The organism is Nostoc sp. (genome assembly GCF_036919495.1).
In the GTDB taxonomy this organism is placed as follows: domain Bacteria; phylum Cyanobacteriota; class Cyanobacteriia; order Cyanobacteriales; family Nostocaceae; genus Nostoc.
On sequence record NZ_JBALBZ010000218.1, the window covers coordinates 48,210 to 70,298 of the forward strand.

A 22,089-nucleotide genomic window follows, 5' to 3' on the forward strand; every position below is an offset into this window, starting at 1 on the left:
CTCTTAATCTTGCTAACTGTAGCCTAGCACTGGGTTGACATATATGCTTCTAGAGTATCTTTAACTTTAGAAGGCTGACGAATTGGAGCGATCGCAGAATAATCTGGTTTTACTGTCCAATCATAATGGCGAAGCAGTGTAGAAAGCACAATTTTCATTTCCATTTGGGCAAATTCCATGCCTAAACATCGGTGCGAACCATAACCAAAACCCATTAGTGCTAAAGGATGTTTCTTATCTTCTTCACGAGGTGCTGCAAAGCGATCCGGGTCAAAGCGATCGGGATCGGTATACAGTTCTGGTAGACGGTGAGTCAACATCGGCGAGATAGTCACAAACCAACCAGCAGGAATGCGATAACCTGCATACTCAATATCTTTAAGAACTCCACGATTATAGGCATACACTGGCGGATAAAGCCTTTCTACTTCTTTTAAGACGTTGGTTAAATCTGGAAGTTGTTTGAGATGAGACAGGTTAAGGGGATTATTTCCCACAACTGCTAATTGTTCTTGGCGCAGTCGCTCTCGCCATTCTGGGTGATTACCTAATTCAAATATTACCCAACTCAGCAAAGAGGCTGTTGTCTCATGTCCAGCAAATAGCAGTAGCAATGCCTCGTTGATTATCTGTGCTTCGCTCAATTTATTGCCGTCTTCATCAACAGCTGCTAGCAACAATCCCAAAACATCTTTTGATTCCTCTAAGTTACCTTGCTCGATACGCTGTGCAATGGCTTGACGCAAGAAAGCTACTAACTTACCTCTAGCATTTTGACCGCGGCCATATAAAGTAAAAGGGACATTCAATTTGAATATTGCCATACTGCTATTTAGCAGTTGTTTAAACCACTGACTAGTTTGCTCAACTTCGCTCTTGTTCTGACTTCCCAAGAACAGGCGAGTAGCAACCATCAGGGTAAGCTGGCGGAAACTAGAATTTAAGGGAATCGTTCTCTGTCCCCAATCTTTGAGGAAGTCTTGCACAATATTTTCGATGGTGTCAAAATATGTAGCGATCGCTTTTCCGTGAAATGCTGGATACATTAAGCGACGAGTTAGGCGATGTTCTTCCCCATCTTGTAATAAAATATTGTTGCCAAATGTTGATTCTAAGAAATACCACCCTATCCGTGACGACATGTGTTCTGCCTGTTCTACAAGCACCAGCCGATTAGCATCAGGGCCGAATGGCACTAAGTTAAGCTGAAGGGTAGGCGGCGTAAGGATTGCAGAGGAGCAGGGGGGCAGAGGGGCAGAGGAGAATTTCTCTTGCTTTTTTCCGTATGCTTCTTCCTTCTTCTTTCTCCCCTGCTCCTTTGCTCCTCTGCACCCCTGCTGCCTCAACGATTTTCCCTTTTCTTAGTGCCATTCGCATCAGGGCCAATTAAATAAGCACGTTTACGTCCCATGACGCTCGTCTTAAAAACTGAACCATACTGCTGGAATCTTCGCCATAAATACAACTCTGAACTCCGAAATATTTCCAAAGTCTCCCCCAAGATGGGCAAGCCATAGCTACCAGGTATTTCTTCGGCGGATTTTAGCTGTCGCATATTTGAGTACCTCCAGCAGTAATTAGCTACAGTTTAATTGTAAAACGCAGTTAGGTTTTGCAAATCTAAATTACCACTCGCGGTAGAGTCTTTCTGCATAGAACATAATCTCTTCATTTGGCAATCTAATTTTTGGTTTTTGCCGAGGATACAAACTTTCAACTGCACCTGTATCCTGTTCGATAACTGTGGCTGCTGCTTGTAAAACTAAGTTTTGAAACAGAAATTTCATCAAAGGATTAACAACTTTGGCATACATCAAAATAAACGTCTTGGTGATTTTATCTGTTTCCGGGTAGAGAATATGAATTTGAGCAATATCACCAATAGGCGTTTTCGCAAAAAAAGCTGTAGTTGAAGGAAATGCGTATTCGAGTCTATTATTAAGAGTTTTAGGGAAGATTCCCAAAATAGGATTTTTGATAATTTCTCCTAGCGTATTATTGGCTCTCTTCAGTTCTTGCTTGACTGTGGCATAGTATCCTTTTTCTTCAAAAGAGCTTACATTACAAGATGTAATTTTAAATAGTTCTTTATGAGTCCCATTTTGGTGGTTATAGTCATAGTTAACCATCAAATTAGTCAAAAAATCACCGTGAATACTTTTGTCCCCAGTTACTCCCATGAACTCGTATTCATCGACAATTTTTTGATGCAAGTCTGGGATGGGCAATCTTGGCTCAAATTCGGCATACGTCCAGATACAATCATTGCTAATAATTAGCTCTAATGGTTTGGTAATTGGCTGAGTGTCCTTACTTTCTCTTTGCTGTAGTCTGCCTTGTCCATCAAATTCTAGTGCATGAAAAGGGCAAGTAATAGTATCTCTCTCTTGACAAACCCAGCCGTCTGATAATGGTGCTTGCATGTGTGGACAAATGTTATCAAGGGCAAACACTTCGCCTTTTTGGTTTTGCCAAATGACATAATCCTGTCCATTTAATGTGATTTTATTCGGGTTATTCACTCCTAATGTAGATTTATGCGCGATTAACCAAGGTGCACCTGGTAAAATTGGTTCCATTTTTCCTCCAAAATATTGATAATTTATTGAAAAATCTCTAGATGAGTTGGTAAAACGTCACGCAATATTAAAACTTGGTGTCGCCCGTCCTACATCACTCTTTTGAATACAAATTGGGATAATTAAAGTCTTATCTGCAATGGACGAACTAATACAACCGCGCATTTGATCGGCTAATTTTGGCTACTGCATTGCTGAATTATGCAATCAACTAACTAATTTTTTAGTTAGTAATAATTTAATAAATTTCATCTTCTATGTCAACTACTAACCAATTTTTTAGTTAATATATTTTCGTTATGATGATGGAGGAACGTGGGTCGTTCAACGCAGTCAAAATTCTCAGCTAAAAAGCCGCGTCAGGTGCGCGATGCAGAAGCGACGAAAAAGCAGATTCTCGATGCAGCAGAAGCGGAGTTTGCCAGAAATGGACTTAGTGGGGCGCGGACAGAAGCGATCGCTAGAGGTGCAGGTGTCACCACAGCGATGATTTACTACTACTTCCAGAGCAAGGAAGGACTATATGAAGCTGTTCTGCAACGTCCTGCGGTGGAGATGCACGAAGGGTTTGAGCAGCTAAATCTGGATCAGTTCCCACCACAGGAGGCGTTGAAGGTGCTTGTCAAAGAAGCGATCGCTTATGAAGCTACTCACCCGCACCGGGGAATGCTTTGGTTTCAAGAAGCAAACCAAAATCAGGGAAAGTATTTCAAACAAGGGAATTGGCAAGAAAATTTTAGCTATCTCATCAAGATTTTAGAGCGGGGGATGGCAGAAGGTTGTTTCCGTCAGATCGATCCATTTCTCACCACTCTTCATATTATTGGGGTTTGTAATTTATATTTCAACGCTTACGAAAACATCAAGCATACTAGACCCGATTTGCAACTGCTGAGTCCAGAAATGATTGAGCAGCATACTCAAGCAGCAGTTAATTTTATTTTGGCTGGTGTGCGACGTACTGAAGATTAAAGATTGAATATTGGGAAACTGCGTAGGCGTGCCAAAGCGTCATAATAAAAAACTAGCGGAAGTAGCTGGCACGCAGAATATTATTTAGCACTGCTAAAGCTTGTTCAGTCGAAACATCTTTAAGCGATCGCTTCTCTCCCAAAGGTTTAGCCGATGCTTCGAGCGATCGCAGCGCCGCTTCACAAGTATCTGCTAACACGACAATTGCACAGAGGGACGCTTTGGTTTCAAGAAGCGAACCAAAATCAAGAAAAGTATTTCAAAAAAGACAATTAGCAAGAAAATTTTGGGTATCCGATCAAGATTTTAGAGCAAGGCAGCGTCAACTTGATCCATTACTCACCACCCTTCATAATTAGTGGGGTTTGTAATTTATACTTCAACGATTACGAAAACATCAAGCATACTAGACTCGAATGGCACTAAGTTAAACCGTCTAGTAGGCAGCGTAAGGGTTGCAAAGGGCAAGGATTTTTGGGCTTTCTGCATTTTTCCGCCTAATTATAACTAAACTAATGAGCCGGAGTCAATATTATATCAAAAAAGAGCAGCGCCAATAGCAGCGTTTGGCAAAAATTCAGGTAGTCGGTCAAATTAACTCACTCAAGCTACGCCTACGCATCAGCGTAATCAGCTTGGAACACCAAACTTCCAGAACAGAACATTAAACTTCGAGTTCCAAACACCAAAATTTTAGTTTTCAAAACAAAAAGACGAACTCATGGCAAATTCAGCTTTCAACTTATCTAACCTCAACGGCACAAATGGCTTTGCCATCAACGGCATCAATCCAGATGACCGTTTAGGCAACTCTATTAGCAGTGCCGGAGACATCAACGGCGACGGTATTGACGACCTGATTATCGGGGCAAATGGTGCCAAGCCTAATGGCACCTCTTCAGGACAAAGCTACGTGGTGTTTGGCAGCAAAGAAAGTTTTGCTGCCCAATTCTACCTCTCCACCCTCAACGGCAGGTCGGGCTTTGCCATTAACGGCATCAATCCAGATGACCATTTAGGCAACTCTGTTAGCAGTGCCGGAGACATCAACGGCGACGGCATTGACGACGTGATTATCGGGGCAGATGGTGCCTCCCCCAACGGCATCACCTCAGGGCAAAGCTACGTGGTGTTTGGCAGCAAGGGGGGTTTTGATGCCCAATTCAACCTCTCTACCCTCAACGGCACTAATGGTTTTACCATCAACGGCATCAATCAATATGACTCCTCAGGCAACTCTGTTAGCAGTGCCGGAGACATCAACGGCGACGGCATTGACGACCTGATTATCGGGGCACCCTTTGCTTCCCCCAACGGTACCTCTTCAGGGCAAAGCTATGTGGTATTTGGCAGCAAGGGGGGTTTTACTGCCCAACTCAACCTCTCCACCCTCAATGGCACTAATGGTTTCACCATCAACGGCATCAATGAAGATGACTCCTTAGGCAACTCTGTTAGTAGTGCCGGAGACATTAACGGCGACGGCATTGACGACTTGATTATTGGGGCACCTTTTGCTGACCCCAACGACATCAGCTCAGGGCAAAGCTACGTGGTGTTTGGCAGCAAGGGGGGTTTTGATGCCCAACTCAACCTCTCCACCCTCAACGGTACAAATGGCTTTGCCATCAACGGTATCAATCCAGATGACCATTTAGGCAACTCTGTTAGCAGTGCTGGAGACATCAACGGCGACGGTATTGACGATCTGATTATTCAGGCACCCTTTGCCGACGGCAACGGCGACAATTCAGGGCAAAGCTATGTGGTGTTTGGCAGCAAGGGGGGTTTTGCTGCCCAATTCAACCTTTCCACCCTCAACGGCACTAACGGCTTCGTCATCAACGGCTTCAATAAAGGTGACGGCTTCTTCAGCAGTTTTGTCAGCAGTGCCGGAGATATCAACGGCGACGGGATTGATGACCTGATTATCGCGGCACCCTTTGCCGACCCCAACGGCAACAATTCAGGGCAAAGCTACGTGGTGTTTGGCAGAAAGGAGGGTTTTAATGCCCAACTTAACCTCTCCATCCTCAACGGCACAAATGGCTTTGCCATCAACGGTATCAATTCAGATGACCGTTCAGGCTACTCTCTTGCCAGTGCCGGAGATATCAATGGCGACGGTATTGACGATCTGATTATCGCAGCACCCTTTGCCTCCCCCAACGACATCAGCTCAGGGCAAACCTATCTGGTGTTTGGCAACCGCGCCCCCGTTCTCGACCTCAACGGCAACTCACAGGGTATTGATTTTAGCACTACCTTTAGCGGTACTCCCGTCTCCATCATCGATAGCAACTTCACCCTAGACGACAATGGCACTACCCTAGCTGGTGCCACCATCACCATTACCAATCTCTTGAATGGCACAACCGAAAGTCTTAATGCTACTGCCATCGGCAACATCACCTCTATTTACAACCCCACCACAGGCACTCTCACTCTTAGTGGCACAGATACCATTGCCAATTATCGACAAGTTCTCAGCAGCGTTACCTACAACAGCACAGCTACCACTGTTAACACCACAATTGAGTTTGTCGTCGATGACGGCCAAGATGTGAGTAACACCAGTGCAGTAGCAACCACCACTTTGGGTTTTGTCCAGAAATTGATTACGGGCACCCCTGATGCAGATATCCTCATCGGCACATTCAACAACAACATCATCGAGGGCAAAGCTGGTAACGACACGCTCACTGGTAATGGTGGTCAAGACACATTCATCTTCTCAAGAGGCGATGGCATTGACACCATAACCGACTTTGGCGGCGTAGGGAGCGTAGGTAGCGTAGATATTGATTCAAATCCATCAACGGCGGCAATTCCTGAAGTTGATACTTCAAATCCATCAACGGCGGCAATTCCTGAAGTTGATACTTTAAATCCATCAGCGGCGGTAATTGCTGAAGTTGATACCTTGGATTTTACTAGATTAGGATTGACTGCTAAAAATCTGCAATTAAATCAAAATGGCAACAATCTAGAACTCACTTTTGAAAATACAAGCAATACCAAAATCATTCTAGAAAACTTCTTGTTAGAAAACCTGAATAATTTACCAGCATCTGATACCAGCCCAGCTATTGGCAATATCCTGTTTGATAACCAGAGAGGTATCGTTGACAGTTTTGATGTCTTCGATGCCAACTCCACTCAAACTGACTTATTTAACCCGAACACCGTTACATTCCTCAATGATCTTAACAATAACATTACGGGTTTTAAAGACTCCGGCGATGTGATTAATGGTCAGGGAGGTGATGACATCATCAACGGCAATAGTGGCAATGATTTGCTACGGGGTGGAACTGGTAATGATACCCTCATCGGTGGTGCTGGCGATGATACTCTGGTTGGCGGTGCTGGCAATGACGTACTCACAGGTGGTGAGGGTGTTGACAGATTCCTTTACAATACCGATGCTCCTTTTAACAGTGCTGATGTTGGGCTAGATAGCATTAGTGGGTTCTACAGTGGATTTTTTGCAGTCACTACACAAAGTGACAAGATTGTACTGGATAAGGCTACCTTTAATACAATTACTTCTGTTGCGGGAATAGGTTTTAGTAACGAGAGTGATTTTGAAATCACTTCTTCTGCGGGGACTAGCACGGCGAAAATTGTTTACGATCCTGTGAGTGGGCAGTTGTTCTACAACGAAAATGGCAGCACGGCTGGTTTCGGCAGTGGTGGTTTATTTGTGACTCTAACTGGTGCGCCAATTCTCAAGGCATCTGATTTTATTATCCAAGCGTAGTTTGCTTGGTAACCGCTCAATAATCCGGGGTAAATCGCTCAGTGACAAGCCTCAAATGGCGTAAAATCGTTACTTATTTGGTAGTTCGCCCCGATTTATTGAGCGGATACTTTAATATTTAGATGCGTTCGCCCTAAACCTATTTATAAGGCTTACAGCTTATTTGCAAAGAATAATGAATGACTTCCGGCTCATTTCTTTCCTTAAAGTTATACAAAATTCCCGATATATTCTCACTTTTTTCACTCTTATATCGAAATCAAACGTTAGTAAGGATTCAGGTCGCCAGTTTGCTTTCCTTCCCAAAACTTTTTGACAATATCTGAATTCAAACACTTATATAAATAATGCTTAAATACATGGTTAGTATGTTATTTAACTTTTACTTGCTTTATTCTATCTTTATAGATATACTTCACACATCACATCAATATATTTTCTGCTATTGAAAATTTTGGTCAGATAAATAACTAAAATTAGTACATTTTTAAATCTGGATTTTTTCAGGGAGTTTACTATTCTCTGGTGGCTTATTTTTTGAGTTTATCCTAATAACAAATAATTCCGTTGTTCCAGGGAGATGCAGTTGAAGTTTTACCTATTTAAAAAATTAAAATTAGCTATTGAAATTGCCCTTGACAAACATCGGACGCAAAAAAACTTCAAACAGAATAAGCAATGGCTGACTACCGTACTTAAAAGTATTGGTGATGGTGTAATTACTACAAGAATTTAAAGCACTAGTTGAAAATGCACCTAATATAATTTCCAGATTTAACACTCAATTGCGCTACGTTTACGTTAATCCAGCTATTGAAAAGGTTATAGGAATATCAGCCGAAACTTTTATCGGCAAAACAAACCCAGAGTTAAATCTGCCCGAACAATTTTGCCTCCTATGTGATCATAGGCTCCAGCAAGTTTTCCAAACTAAGGAAGAAACTCAGTTTGAATGCAGTTTAACGATCGCTTCCCAAACAAAACATTACCATACCCGCCTTGTCCCTGAACTGGCTAGCGACGGCTCAGTACAAAGTGTATTGAGTATTTCTCACGATATTACTGCTCTAAAACTTGCACAGGCGCAATTAATTCATGATGCCTTTCACGATGTGCTAACCAGGCTGCCAAACCGCGCCTTATTTATGAACCGGCTAGAACAGGCGCTCGTGCTAACAAAACGACGTCCCAACTATATATTTGCTGTTCTCTTCCTAGACCTAGATCGCTTCAAAGTAGTCAACGATAGTCTCGGCCATACAATTGGGGATCAACTATTAGCTGCCCTGGCTCGCAGATTGGAGAATTGTCTGCGTGTTGGAGACACAATTGCCCGTCTAGGAGGAGATGAATTTACAATTTTGCTTGATGATCTCAAAAACGCCGATGAAGCAACAAGCATAGTGGAGCGAATACACGAAGCTCTCACATCTGCGTTTCAACTCAACGGGTACGAGGTATTTACTACCGTCAGCATTGGCATCGCCCTAAGTAAGGGTAATTACAACCTACCGGAGGAGCTTTTACGCGACGCTGATATTGCAATGTATCGGGCTAAGACATTGGGTAAGGCACGCCATGAGATATTTGACTCAACCATGTACACCCAAGTTACGAAACTATTAGAGTTAGAGATGGGTCTACGATGGGCTGTTGAACGCCAAGAGTTTGAGATTTACTATCAGCCAATTGTTTTATTAGAAACTGACAAGATTATTGGCTTTGAGGCTCTCCTTCGTTGGCAGCACCCGCAACACGGATTAGTTTTTCCAGACAGCTTTATTCCACTAGCGGAAGAAACTGGGCTGATTATCCCTATTGGTTATTGGGTACTGCGTGAGGCTTGTCGTCAGATGCGTGCTTGGCAAATACAATTTCCTGCTGACCCACCTTTGACAATTAGTGTAAATCTTTCCACTAAACAGTTTTCGCAACCTGGGCTAATTGAACAAATTAACCAAATTATGCAAGAGACTGATCTGGAAGGCAGCAATTTAAAACTGGAGATTACCGAAAGCGTACTTATGGATAATATTAAATCAGCAACTTTTATGCTTTTGCAACTGAAACAGATGAATATCCAATTACACTTAGATGATTTTGGCATCGGGTATTCATCCTTGAGTTACCTGCACCGCTTTCCAACTAATGCTTTGAAGATTGATCGTTCTTTTATTGCCAAGATTGGTGCTAACGGCGAAAACTCGGAGATTATTCAGGCGATCATCACCCTAGCCCAGAGTCTAAATATAGATGTAGTAGCGGAGGGCGTAGAAACAGTGGAACAGCTAGCACAACTTAGAGCGACGAAATGCAAATATGCACAGGGATATTTTTTCTCCCAACCCCTGGATAGCAATTCAGTAGAGACATTAATTGCATCTCAATACGGTTCTGATAAGAAATAGGGCGGGCAGAGGAGCAAAGGAGCGCGGGAGCATGAGAGTAACCTCTCCCCTACCCCTCTGCGGTCTGAATGAAGAGATATCTTAACCGAACGGTATTGAAATCACTCTGACTTTTCACGGGATCTGGAAAACCTCTCTCTTTGCAGGAGAGAGGCTTTGAATTCTCCCCCTTGCTTACCCTACGATGTACACACAGGTCAAAAAAAGATCGATGCAATAAAGGTGCAGGTTAAGAGACTTATGTGTACACCGTAGCTTTTTTACCAGGGAAGAGGGTTGGGGGGTTAGGTTTCGCGTTAGTTTTTCCACATAGAGTGAAAAGTCAGAAACTAGATTAAAGCTAAGTACAGCATTTCATTAATTCGTTACGAATTAAATCTGACAATGCCAATGCATCGGGTGACAATGCCAATGCATCGGCTAACAATGGCAATGCATCGACTGACAACGGCAACGCATCGACTGACAACGGCAACGCATCGGCTGACAATGGCAATGCATCGGGTGACAATGGCAATGCATCGGGTGACAATGCCAATGCATCGGGTGACAATGCCAATGCATCGGCTGACAATGCCAATGCATCGGGTGACAATGCCAATGCATCGGGTGACAATGCCAATGCATCGGCTGACAATGGCAACGCATCGGGTGACAATGGCAACGCGTCCCTTTGCATTAAAAACGCTACAATAATTTTACGCAAAGCTGTACTAAGTTTCTTAATTACGAATTCCGCACAGCGCTACTAGCCTTCAACTTCGGATAAGCAATGCGTTTGTGATGAAATTGCTGCCAAACATCTACAAATATCTGGGCAATTTTTGACATTTCTTCTCGTGTTAATCCTGAATCTACGAGTTGATTGTCTTGCCATTTAGCACGCAGAATATTATTAAGCATTGCTAAAGCTTGTTCAGTCGAAACATCTTTAAGCGATCGCTTTTCTCCCAGAGGTTTAGCCGATGCTTCGAGCGATCGCAGCGCCGCTTCGCAAGAATCTGCTAACATGACAATTCCTGTTTCCCGTGATTGGGGAATCGGCCCATCATAACGAAAATCTGCGTCGTCTACTGTTAAACTTGGATCTTCTTGAGCCATTTGCTGGGCTTGATGATGGAAATAGGCAATCAGCATCGTTCCCTGATGCTCTGGAATAAAAGCTTGAATTGCTGTCGGTAAAAGGTGTTTACGCGCCATCACCAACCCTTCAGTTACGTGCTTTTTAATAATTTCTGCACTCTTCCAAGGATCTTTAATCTCTGTATCATGTTTATTCGGCCCCCCCATTTGATTTTCAATAAAGCCAAGGGGGTCGTGCATTTTGCCAATATCGTGATATAGTGTGCCAGCCCTGACTAGTTCAACATTGCATCCTAGTTCTTTGGCAGCAGCTTCAGCAAGGGTAGCCACAAGCAACGTATGCTGAAAAGTTCCGGGAGTCTCTGTAGCAAGTCGTTTTAATAAAGGGCGGTTAGGGTTCGCCAACTCCGCTAAACGGATTGGGGTAACTAAATCGAAAACTTTTTCTAGATAAGGACTCAAGCCTAAAGCTACAACACTCCAGCCTAAACCGGATAAAGCAAACAATCCGGCTTCTTGGAGGACAAGATACCAAGTTGAACCAAATGCTTGACCAATTAAAATTTTAACAACCAGATAAATACCGCCCTGAGTTAAAGCGATCGCAACCCCCAATAATGCCAATTCTTCACGCGAGCGCAATCGTTGCGCTATGTAACTACCTAATATTCCCCCTCCTACACCAGCTAAAAGCGCAGCCTTGCTTATATCCAAGCTAATAGCTAATATTGGCAACAGCAGTCCGACAACTGTCAACCCCAAAGTGGGGCCGTAGAAGCTTCCCAACAATAAACCAAGGGCACTCCAGGTGGTATAAGGCAATCCCATCGTTACCAATCCTGGCACACTCAAAGTCAGCAATAACACTAATAAGCGATCGCGTTGTCGCAATTCGTAATCGACATGCCGTTCTACCCAGACAAAAATGGCAATGGCGATCGCAATAACGCCTGCTAACTCCACTAACTCGTGCCATTTTACCTCCCGGCGAACCAGGTGATAATGATCCAGCACCTTAAAGTTCCATGCAGTAATCGGCGCTCCTTTTCTGACAATCACCTGGCCATACCGTACCTTCATCATCACGGGTGACACCCCAGCAGCAGCCTTTTCAGCATTTTCTCTGGTTTGTTCTTCATCTTTTTGCAGATTCGGCTTGAGTACAACTAACAACAGGTTCTTTGCCAAAGATTCGGCGGATTCTGGTACAAAGGATTGCAATTGTAAACTCACCGCATCCTGTAAGATATTTTTTGGCAGTCCTTGTGGGATGCCTTGGGTGAGAATCCGCTCTGCACTCTGATGGATTCCCATTTGTGTTTTTTCCCACTCCTCATCTGACAAATCCAAAAGTAGGGATTCCTCATATACTGCTTCTGGGGTAACAGTCTCTAACTGTAAAAGTTTGGCAGTGGCTTGGGTGTATCTTTGCCGTGCTTGGGAAATTTGGGAAATCACTAAAGACAAGTTTTTACCAGAAGTGACGCGGTAAGATTCTAGTTCTGCTACTGCTTGAGTAAAGTCAGTGTTTTGAGAAAAATCAACAGGCTTTGTCTTCTGTGGCGTTGGTGTTGTGCGCCGTTGGTGTTCCTGATTGGGTGCGGATGAGGCGGCGGTTTGTCCTGTTCCTTTATTATGCTGATTTTTAGTATTTTCTACAGCTATTAGCACTGCTTGCCATTCTGAATCAGGACAAGAGCGGAGGTAACGCTGGGTAGAGATGGACAAAATTACAGGATCAAAAAAAGGAAAAGCTCCAGCAACGGCGCGAATTTCGTTGCCATTATCTAGAAGTTGTTGCAAATTTTCGTTGATTTGTTCGTTCATTCGCACATTAATCATCAACACCTGTAAGGATGTTTGACTAACGGCTTGGCGCTGTGATTCTGTTTCTTTCTGATCTTCGATGCTAGCTGTGTAAGGCGCTGTAATTGTTTGGGGCGCGGGATTCCCTACTTGAATTTGAGTCTGGTTGTATAATTTATGCCCAATAACACCAGTCAGGGACACTATAGCGATCGCTAAAATTACCAAGGAACGCTGTTTATGTACCCAATCTAAAGCAACTGTATAAATAGTACTCTTAGTTTTGACCGATTTTGTTTTTGAATGGAGCGCTCTTTCTTGTTTTCGGCGCTCGCTTTTATCGTTGGTTTTTGATAAAAATAGAATTATATTCTTAAGCACAGTCCTTAGAAGTTCCCTTCTATGGGTTTTGCTTTTGGGACTTCTCATTAACTTTCCCTTACGGCGTAGTCCTTTGTACTGTCGCCGCCAGTTAGTTAATTGCTGGGTTAAGAACTGCAAAAATTGCTTTATTTTCATTATTTCTGCCTGCAATTGCTGACTTTGATGGCTCAAAATAAGACAATCATCAGGGAAGTTTGATTAGCTGCTATCGCAACTCCAGTGACCAGAAGAGGCAGGGGAGCAGGGAGCAGGGAGCAAAGGGGAAAGATTCTAAGTTCACCCTGCCAAGAGGGATTCAGAGCAAGCAAATAAATTTATTTATGCGTAGGATAGAAACATTTATTTCGGGGCGCGCAAGCGTGAGAAATAATACGTCCTTGTTCCAGCAGCCCTACATTTAAGGGAACTCCAAAAAATAAATTATCCCAATTTCTGGACTCAACACTACTGTTTTTCCCCCTGCTCCCTGCCCCCTGCTCCCTTGCCCTAAATGCGATGGGATATTTTTTCAGTTGGAAGTCCCTAATGTATGGGGTTCTCCCCTCTGCCCCCTGTCCTCTTCATTGACGGAGCCTAATTAAAGCTGATTTGCCACAATAGCTACCTACAGAATCAGTCCAAAGTTTTTCTGAAAAATTCTAGTATATAAGTTTTTTAGTTTTTGGCTAGATTTAGTAGTCTTCAGTGTTTAGTACCCGCACCGTTGCGTTGTTCGGTGAATAATAGGATTAACGCGACCGAATAACGCGAGGAGCTGCGTAAACGGAAAGCAAATTCACCTCACATTCCTCCTCAGTTAACTCCCTTGGATTTAAGGTAAGATCATACACTCCCGACCACACCGCCACAAATGCATCGGCCAATTTTAACATTTGGGAAAGGCTAGTTAGTCCCCATGTTGGACAATTCTTCTGCAAGAGCAAGACTTGCCAATTTATGGGAATTCCGCTTATACCGTTATATGCTCCTGATAAAGCACCAGTAATTGCACCTGTAGCCTCTAAGTTTAGAGGGGTAGCATCTTGCATGAAATTGCTATTGTGAGTAGCCCGTAAAACTGACAACCGAAAGTCTTCCAAGGTACTCAAAAAGCAGTAAAATGCCATAGCAATAGTGTTACTGAGTTGTTCTTCCTTAGCAAACTCAGCTTGCGCCCTTGACAATCCTGCCCCTTGCTGTAATAGATTCTGAACTGTTAATAATTTTTTTGGTATTGATGTCGGTGTTTGTCCGAGAAAAGAAATTGTTTGTGGGATGAGGGTTAGGGGGTTGAGTTTTTCAGTTAAGGCAAGAGCGATCGCATATCCTACTGCTAGCGTTCCATCCCTTATTATTGGGTCATCCTCCCAGATTTTTAGGACATGCAGCAAGTTTTGCCGGAGCTTAATCGGATTTTCGTGAAAAAAAAGTGCTACTGGTAGTGTCGCAAGAATTATTTTGATCGATATGTCATCAGTTGCTTCTAAATGAAGAGATTCTTGTTGCTGACGCGCTATCCAATCATCTAAATCTAATCTACCCAACACAATCAAACTCTCAGTACCTAGAACCGCCATTCTGCCCAAATCCAGGTAATTCTGAGACTGTATATCGCCAGTGGCTAAACTTTCCCCCAGCAATGCTCCGAGTAAAGTACCTCTAAACCGACTTATAGGAGAGTAACGCATAAACTATATTGTTAAGAGTGAGGAGTGAGGAGTTAATGAAATATTGCTAATTCCTAACTTTACTACCACCTACAAATTCCTAACTCTTGTACAGACGCGATTAATCGCGTTTCTCTTGTACAGACGCGATTAATCGCGTCTCTCTTAAATGATTCACCAAAGCTTGTAAGCCCAACAAGTAACTTTGTCCGCCAAAACCACTTATTTGCCCGATCGCTACTGGAGCGATGTACGAATGATGGCGAAAATCTTCCCGACGGTAAATATTACTCAGATGTACTTCGACTGTGGGCAAGTTAACAGCCGCGATCGCATCTCGCAATGCCACACTTGTATGCGTATATGCCCCTGCATTAATCAAAATCCCGTGATGTTGTCCTAATGCGGCATGAATAGTATCTACTAAAATTCCTTCATGATTTGACTGCACAGAAAAAACTTTCGCCTGTATCTTGAATCCTTCTTCTTCTAACAGGCGGTTAATTTCAGCTAGAGTCAAGGCACCATAAATTCCTGGTTCTCGCTGTCCTAGCAAATTTAAGTTTGGCCCATGCAGTGCCAGAATGCTTAAGGGTTGCAACGTCGAGTTGAGCACTTTGAGATTAGTGGCGACGACGCGAGCGATCGTTTACAGGAATCGGAATCAGTTCCGGTTCCGGTTCTGCCTCTGGCCCTAAAAGGCTCTCAATTAGCCTCCGTGCTAATTCCTTAACCTTTTCCAGCACCTTTTCTATATAGTCCATGAACTGACGGCTCCTGAGATACTACCTCAATTTTTGATTAACAGGTACGCAGAAATTGGCATATTTTCGCACCTCTGGCTTCCAACCGGGCTGATAAACAATCCCGTGTTTGGGACATAAGCCACTTCTAAAATTTGGCGTTGTGTTTTCCCTTACTTTTTAGAGTATCACACTTGCACCTACTGAACTGCATCCTATCAAGGATGGATATCAAGGGTCAAGAGTTAGGGATCGGACTTTGGACTCTTGACTTGCAATTAACCTTCAGTTGCCTTTTTTTTCGCAGAAGTTGTTGACTTAGCAGTTGACTTAGATTTAGAAGTCGTTGATTTAGTCGTTTTGCGAGTCGATTTCGCTGTCGATGCTTTAGCTGACAACAAGTTCAGCGCCTCAGCCAGCGTTATATTTTCTACCGTTTGACCTTCTGGGATACTCACATTAGTTTTGCCATGCTTAATGTAAGGGCCATAAGGGCCATCGTAGATGTTAATTGTTTCTCCATCATCTGGATGTGTACCCAATTCGCGTAAAGCTGCCTTGGACTTGCTGTTTGTAGAACTGCGTCCTTTTTTGGGTTCAGACAATAATTCCAATGCACGTTCTAAGCTAATTGTCAATACATTATCAGCAGCTTTTAGAGAACGGTAGTCTTTCCCCTCCTTACCTTGGTCATGAACCACATAAGGGCCAAAGCGTCCCAAACTTGCTTGGATTTTGCCGCCAGTGACTGGATGAACTCCCAATGTCCGGGGTAGTGCCAACAGACCAACAGCCATTTCCAGGGTAACGGTTTCTGGGGTAACACCTTTGAGTAAGGAGGCTTGTTTTGGTTTGGGGTTTTCGTCGGTTTTGTCACCCAATTGGACATAAGGCCCATAAGCACCAATTTTCACATAAATCGGTTCGCCAGTTTCGGGATGCCGACCTACCTGATCGGGGCCTGTGATTTTTTGTCGCAGCAATACTTCAACCTGTTTGGGGTCGAGGTCGGCTGGTGTCAGGTCTTTGGGAATTGAGGCGGTGATAACCCCCTCACCGTTTTCGACTTCAATGTAGGGGCCATATTTCCCAATGCGGACTTTAGCATCTAGATTTTCTAGTTCTACAGTCCTAGCTTTGGTGGCATCAATTTGACTTTCCCGTTCTTTTACCAGGGTTTCCAGCCCATTCTCTCCCAGGTAAAATTGCTGCAAGTAGGGTAGCCATTTTGCTTCACCTGTGGCAATGTCATCCAGGGTTTGCTCCATCTTCGAGGTAAAGCTGGGATCAACAACGTCCGGAAAATGTTTTTCCAATAAGTCGGTGACGGCGAAAGCGGTGAAGGTAGGAATAAGAGCGTTACTCACTAAATGGGCATAACCCTTGTCGATGATGGTGCCAATGATGCTGGCGTAGGTACTGGGACGACCGATACCTTCGCTTTCTAAGGTTTTCACCAAAGTCGCTTCGGTGTATCTAGCTGGCGGTTGGGTTTCGTGCCCAACTGCTTCTAGCTCTGTACAATTCGGATGATCTCCGACTTTCAGATTCGGCAAAATCACTTCCTGGTCTTCTAGTGCTGCTTCTGGGTCGTCTGAACCTTCGACGTAGGCACGTAAGTATCCGGGAAATTCAATCCGTTTGCCAGAAGAACGGAATCCAGCATCCTCGACTTGCAATTGCACGGTAATTTGAGTTTGGCGAGAATCAGCCATTTGACAGGCAACAGTCCGCTTCCAAATCAAATCGTAGACAGCAAGTTCTCGACCGCCCAAACCAGTTTCTTGGGGAGTGCGAAAAGTGCTACCTGCTGGACGAATTGCTTCGTGCGCCTCTTGTGCGCCTTTAGATTTGGTGGTGTATTGCCGGGGTTGGGGACTAAGGTATTGTTGACCGTAAAGCTTTTCTACACAACTCCGAGCAGCTGCGATCGCTTGATCTGACAAATGTACCGAATCTGTCCGCATATAGGTAATATACCCCTGCTCGTACAAATTCTGGGCAACCCGCATCGTGTCACGGGCTGAGAGACGCAATTTCCGGTTAGATTCTTGTTGCAACGTCGAGGTGGTGAACGGTGGCGACGGTTTGCGCGTCACTGGGCGTTCCTCCATCTCGGTAACACTCCAGTTTTTACCTGTTAGGCGTTCCTTGAGGGCTACAGCTTGGTCTTCGTTTAGCAACAAGACATTGCGACCTGCGGTAATTTGTCCGGTCGTTGCGTCAAAATCACTGCCGTTAGCGATTTTGGTTCCTGCCAATGTTACCAGTTGGGCACCAAAGGGGGTTTTTTCCTTTGACAAACTAGCTTTCAAATCCCAGTATGTACCCTCATGGAAAGCGCGGCGTTGGCGTTCCCTAGTGACTAAAAGTCGCACAGCTACAGATTGCACTCGCCCAGCAGATAATCCCCAGGCGATTTTTTTCCATAGCAGTGGAGACAGAGTATAGCCTACGAGTCGATCTAAGATCCGCCGTGTTTCTTGGGCGCGAACCAACTGCTCATCAATATTGCGGCAGTTCTTCAGAGCTTTTTTGATCGCCTCTTGGGTTATTTCGTGAAACACCATCCGCTTAGTCGGAACTTTCGGCTTTAGCAATTGGTATAAATGCCAACTAATGCTTTCGCCTTCCCGGTCTTCGTCCGTTGCCAGAATCAGTTCATCTACATCTTTGAGGGCTTCTTTGAGCTGGGTAACAATTTTCTTTTTGTCTTTCGGGACAACATACACCGGTTCAAAGTCGGCGTCCACATTTACCCCTAGCTGCGCCCATGATTCCCCTTTGACGGCAGCAGGAATTTCACTAGCCGACTGGGGGAGGTCACGCACATGACCCATAGACGCCTCCACCCGATAGCCTGCTGGCAGGTAGTTGCGAATGGTACGAGCTTTGGTTGGAGATTCGACAATGACGAGAGTTGACATGGAAATTTTAATAAAAAGAAGAGCTACTAAGCTAAACAGTCAAATTGAGGTAATTTTTGCAAATTGTCAAGATAAAAGGTCACGCTTAGGGCAGTGATTTAATCCTCACATAAACTGCCTGCTTGGGATAAAATCTGCTGAACTTATGGCCCAGTCTGTCCCAGAGGTTAGGGGAGGGAAACGCTGGGTGTGAATTTCCAGCTATTTCAATCTTTAACTTATCTAACGCATAATTGGCGACTACAGTTTTCAAAATATCATTAGGGCATAGGGAATGGGGAGTGGGGGATGAGGGAGCAGGGGAGAAGAGAATAACTATTGTATTGCCTAACGCCTAATGTCCAATCCCTAAGAGCTTGTGCCAAAATTAAACCAAACTTGAGAGCAAAAGCGAAGTGGAGTTTGACCCATGCCAGGAAAGCAAAACCATGAAACCGATTCGCCAAGGTGATGTAATCTTACTGCCTGTGCAGCAAATTGAAGGACAAAAAATACCTCACTTAACTTTGGCAGAAGGCGAAGTTACAGGGCATAAGCATCGCATTACTGAGGGGAACGCAGAATTATACGATAAAGATAGCACACTCTATTTGCGTGTCTTTTCCGAGTCGGCATTGCTTGCCCATGAGGAGCATAAAGCTATTTCTATTCCCCAAGGTGACTGGATGGTGAAAATTCAACGGGAATACGAGCCTGAAGGTTGGCGATATGTCGCTGATTGAGAAGTTAACGCCTGAGCAAGAGGCTTTAATTCCAGTTTATCGGGAAAAGTGGAGAGCGATCGCGTTTTCAACTGAGCGAATTGATCGTGAAAAAGCGGCGGAAGCCTTAAAAGTTGCTTATGCTGCCTTTGGCTTTGAAGTACCTGAGATTATTTTTTGTGATAGTCCGTATGCTGCTTTCAGTAAGATATTTCTAGATAAAATTGACCATCAGAATGACCAATTGAGAAAGAAACTTGAATTCTCAATTATTAGTAGATTAAATAAATCATTTATAAGCCGCAAAAAATCATTTATAAGCAGCCGAATAAAACAGCAAAAAGTATTTCAGCCTCTCCCAGAACCGTTTGTTAAACAAATAGACTTTTTTCATGAATTAATAGAGTCGCCAATATTTCAGAGAATAACAGATATGGATGTATACGCGAGTCTTTTCTTAGAATTGGATAGTAACCGTTGGGATAACGGACATAGACTCTTCTATAGGCATCTAAAGCCTGAACTCCTGATCAAAATCAACAAAAGGTTACAAAATCAATATTGGAGAAAATTACCGAGCCGTATTGAAAAGCGATTAAGGGCTTCTCTAAAAACACGTTTGGAAATTGATATAACAGACGCTTATGATAAATGCTGGCAACCAGATGGAAAGGCTACATCAGGTAGTATATATGATTTTTATTTTAAGGTTTTAAATTTTGATTATGATTTGAAAAAATTCCAGCACTATCAATCATTGATTATAAAATGTGGCTGGACTTTTGCTTTTGAAAAATTAGCAATTATCTGCGATCGCCCGCTTCACCTGCGCTTTGACAATGAAAATCGCCTCCACGCTGAAGGCGAACCCGCCATTGAATTTACTGATGGATATAGCCTCTACTCCTACCACGGCGTAACTTTGCCTGAAAAATACGGTAAAATCCACCCGCAGCAATGGGAAGCTATTTGGCTTTTAACAGAAGAAAATGCCGAACTGCGGCGAGTACTAATTCAGGGTATTGGTTACGCCAGAATTTGCCAAGAATTACAAGCAATTGAATTAGATTTTTGGAAAGAATATACTCTATTAAAAATAGATAATGATGTCGATGAAGAACCAATTTACTTGTTAAAAATGACTTGCCCTAGTACAGAGTTTATTCACGTCTTGCGAGTTCCACCGAATATGAACTCAGCGCGTGAAGCAATTCGCTGGGTAAATTGGGGAATAGATCCAGAAGAATTTGCTGTGCAAAGCTGAGTTTATCAAACCGAGCATTTTTACTGCGTTTGATTTTTGCTCTTATATCATGTCCGCTTGATTCCTTATTAAACCTGAAGAACCCCACCCCGCCAAAGCTATGCTTTGTCTCTCCTCCCAAAGAGCCTACAGTGTATACACAAGTCGAAAAATTCTCTACCCACATTTTTGTCAGAGTGAAACTGTCACACAGACAGGCAATCCCGCCTAGAACTGAAGTTCAAGGCTGATAGCCCAAGTCCACTAAGCGTGGACTAAATAATTAATTCAGTCCACTAAGCGTGGACTTTAGCTATGAGACTCGGAATTCATTCCGAGGCGGGAGAGAAACGCAGTGCCAGATTTATTAATAAAGATATGGCTGCGGCAAGACTTGTGTGTACACGGTAGCCCGAAGAGCGGGGAAGAGTTGGGGGTGGGGTGCAATGACTGTGGGAATCATAACTATAGGGACTTCCAAGAAATAAATTATTCCAAGAAACGAACCACAGAGACAAGGCAGCGCGGTCTTGGGGGTTTCCCCCATGAGCGACTGCCGCGCAGAGAACGCAGAGAGAAGAAATAGAGAGAGTTTTTGCCTCAGTTTTGGAACATTTTTTTATTTGGAAGTCCCATATTATCCGGACATTTGATGAAAAACGTCGGGAGAATATATCTATCGAGTATTCCTCACTAGCTCACTGTGATAAAAAACCAACAAACAGTAGAGGCAAGAGTATTAGTAGGGACACAATTAATACGAGGGTTGCTGGCTCAATTTTAATCTGGTTCTTCCGTGGATCGCGCATTTGGCACTCCCTCGAACAATAAGTATATTAACTCAGCCTAAAGGATGTTTATTCCTTTTTCCAAGCCTAATCAGGTTTAAAAATGTAAATTTTTTGAGTAGGCTAAATTTACATTTTTTGATTTTAATAACTGTTAATCCCTTGATTCATCCCCCCATCTGCTTATTTCTTCCAAGGTAGTTTAGTTCCCATTTCAGTCAATGCAGAAAAGATGAGATAGAGGACGAGTAACCCAGCCGCAGCCAAAAAAGTCAGTAAATCGTTATCCATAAGTGCTATTTGCTAAAACTTTGCTAATCATAGTGGAATCACTTTATATTTAGTATTTTTCTACAACCCTATAATCTTTGGTCTTTTGGATGCAAACTGTACCATCCATACCAGTGACGAACTGCTAGCCAAACGGCTGAAAGCAAACCCGCGAGGCTGAGGGTTAGTCCACTGAACGGTATTAATAATCCAAAGATGGGTAATATCGCTCCAGCAATAGTGCAGATAATAGCAGCAAGGGAAGCACTGCGACTTGCCCCCAATCCCCATGTCAAAAACAGTAAGATAATAGAAATTAAAGTCCAAGCTAACTGAGCATTCATGACGCGAGCTAGATAGGTCAACATCAATAGACAAGCAAAGAAAATACTAGCAGCGATCGCAATATTTTTAAAACTCATTGGCAGTGACAAATATAACAACAATATCCACCACAAAAATATTGCTGGTGTTAGCAATAAAAGACGCGGAATTACGCCAGTGTGACGAATAGGTTCGGTGTTGGTAAACACTCCAAATGGATTTTTGACTGAAACATTATCGTCAAATTTCCAAGTAAATTGCGTACTGCGTCCGTTAACTTTAATCTCATTCGGTACAATACCACTAGCAAAATCAGCCGGAGCAAAGTTAGCAATTGCTATGAGGCTAAAATTAGAAGGATTCCCAACTGTCCATTGGTACTAATGAGAGCTATTCCTCTGTTCCTAATTATTTGACCACTGGCAACATCACGAAGAGTTATGTATCCGCAA

15 protein-coding genes and 2 pseudogenes are annotated in these 22,089 nt (G+C 43.4%); 6 read left to right on the top strand and 11 right to left on the bottom strand.

Features of this window, described 5'->3' with window-relative positions; genetic code table 11:
- Window positions 1–23 precede the first annotated feature (23 nt).
- From V7K25_RS31305 to V7K25_RS31315, 3 genes are all read right to left on the bottom strand, one after another.
- A complete protein-coding gene (locus V7K25_RS31305; protein WP_335163781.1) occupies window positions 24–1,196 on the bottom strand; it encodes a cytochrome P450 in 1,173 nt (390 codons plus the stop codon).
- A 146-nt stretch (window positions 1,197–1,342) separates the two neighbouring features.
- Window positions 1,343–1,555 carry a hypothetical protein gene (locus V7K25_RS31310; RefSeq protein WP_335163783.1) on the bottom strand — a complete coding sequence of 71 codons (213 nt, stop codon included), beginning with the start codon at window positions 1,553–1,555 and terminating at the stop codon, window positions 1,343–1,345.
- A 70-nt stretch (window positions 1,556–1,625) separates the two neighbouring features.
- Window positions 1,626–2,579 carry a Rieske 2Fe-2S domain-containing protein gene (locus tag V7K25_RS31315; protein ID WP_335163785.1) on the bottom strand — a complete coding sequence of 318 codons (954 nt, stop codon included), beginning with the start codon at window positions 2,577–2,579 and terminating at the stop codon, window positions 1,626–1,628.
- 315 nt (window positions 2,580–2,894) lie between these two features.
- Between V7K25_RS31315 and V7K25_RS31320 the strand changes: the two genes are divergently transcribed.
- Window positions 2,895–3,551, top strand: coding sequence for a TetR/AcrR family transcriptional regulator (locus tag V7K25_RS31320; RefSeq protein ID WP_335163787.1), 657 nt, complete (start codon window positions 2,895–2,897; stop codon window positions 3,549–3,551).
- Window positions 3,552–3,603: 52 nt separating this feature from the next.
- Here V7K25_RS31320 and V7K25_RS31325 read toward each other — a convergent pair whose 3' ends face one another.
- Window positions 3,604–3,750, bottom strand: coding sequence for a hypothetical protein (locus V7K25_RS31325; protein WP_335163789.1), 147 nt, complete (start codon window positions 3,748–3,750; stop codon window positions 3,604–3,606).
- A 522-nt stretch (window positions 3,751–4,272) separates the two neighbouring features.
- Between V7K25_RS31325 and V7K25_RS31330 the strand changes: the two genes are divergently transcribed.
- From V7K25_RS31330 to V7K25_RS31760, 3 genes and pseudogenes are all read left to right on the top strand, one after another.
- Entirely contained in the window at window positions 4,273–7,314 is a 3,042-nt protein-coding gene (locus tag V7K25_RS31330) for a hypothetical protein (protein WP_335163791.1), read from the top strand.
- A 740-nt stretch (window positions 7,315–8,054) separates the two neighbouring features.
- Window positions 8,055–8,393, top strand: a pseudogene (locus tag V7K25_RS31755) (PAS domain-containing protein); the annotation flags it as partial.
- 12 nt (window positions 8,394–8,405) lie between these two features.
- Window positions 8,406–9,722, top strand: coding sequence for a putative bifunctional diguanylate cyclase/phosphodiesterase (locus tag V7K25_RS31760; RefSeq protein WP_442948137.1), 1,317 nt, complete (start codon window positions 8,406–8,408; stop codon window positions 9,720–9,722).
- A 340-nt stretch (window positions 9,723–10,062) separates the two neighbouring features.
- On the opposite strand, the gene V7K25_RS31345 is transcribed toward V7K25_RS31760, so the two are convergent.
- The 6 genes from V7K25_RS31345 to topA all read right to left on the bottom strand — a co-directional run bounded on the left by V7K25_RS31345 (window position 10,063) and on the right by topA (window position 18,311).
- Entirely contained in the window at window positions 10,063–10,401 is a 339-nt protein-coding gene (locus V7K25_RS31345) for a hypothetical protein (RefSeq protein WP_335163793.1), read from the bottom strand.
- A 47-nt stretch (window positions 10,402–10,448) separates the two neighbouring features.
- Entirely contained in the window at window positions 10,449–13,130 is a 2,682-nt protein-coding gene (locus tag V7K25_RS31350; protein WP_335163795.1) for an HD family phosphohydrolase, read from the bottom strand.
- Between the two features lie 593 nt (window positions 13,131–13,723).
- On the bottom strand, window positions 13,724–14,662 hold the full coding sequence (locus tag V7K25_RS31355; RefSeq protein WP_335163797.1) for an ADP-ribosylglycohydrolase family protein: 939 nt from the start codon (window positions 14,660–14,662) through the stop codon (window positions 13,724–13,726).
- Between the two features lie 100 nt (window positions 14,663–14,762).
- Complete coding sequence (gene aroQ / locus V7K25_RS31360; protein ID WP_335163799.1) at window positions 14,763–15,257, bottom strand: type II 3-dehydroquinate dehydratase; 495 nt, start codon at window positions 15,255–15,257, stop codon at window positions 14,763–14,765.
- Window positions 15,258–15,264: 7 nt separating this feature from the next.
- Window positions 15,265–15,405 (bottom strand): hypothetical protein, encoded by a 141-nt coding sequence (locus V7K25_RS31365; protein ID WP_167407621.1) that lies wholly within the window; start codon window positions 15,403–15,405, stop codon window positions 15,265–15,267.
- 257 nt (window positions 15,406–15,662) lie between these two features.
- Window positions 15,663–18,311: a type I DNA topoisomerase gene (topA, locus tag V7K25_RS31370; protein WP_335163801.1), complete on the bottom strand. Its 2,649-nt coding sequence runs from the start codon at window positions 18,309–18,311 to the stop codon at window positions 15,663–15,665.
- Window positions 18,312–18,739: 428 nt separating this feature from the next.
- On the opposite strand from topA, the gene V7K25_RS31375 reads away from it, so the two are divergent.
- Window positions 18,740–19,033 (top strand): hypothetical protein, encoded by a 294-nt coding sequence (locus V7K25_RS31375; RefSeq protein ID WP_334937582.1) that lies wholly within the window; start codon window positions 18,740–18,742, stop codon window positions 19,031–19,033.
- Complete coding sequence (locus V7K25_RS31380; protein WP_335163803.1) at window positions 19,020–20,276, top strand: DUF6745 domain-containing protein; 1,257 nt, start codon at window positions 19,020–19,022, stop codon at window positions 20,274–20,276. Before V7K25_RS31375 ends, V7K25_RS31380 begins: the two co-directional genes overlap by 14 nt.
- 1,126 nt (window positions 20,277–21,402) lie before the next feature.
- Here the strand turns inward: V7K25_RS31380 and V7K25_RS31385 are convergent.
- Window positions 21,403–21,993: pseudogene (locus tag V7K25_RS31385) on the bottom strand (hypothetical protein); the annotation flags it as partial.
- Window positions 21,994–22,089 lie beyond the last annotated feature (96 nt).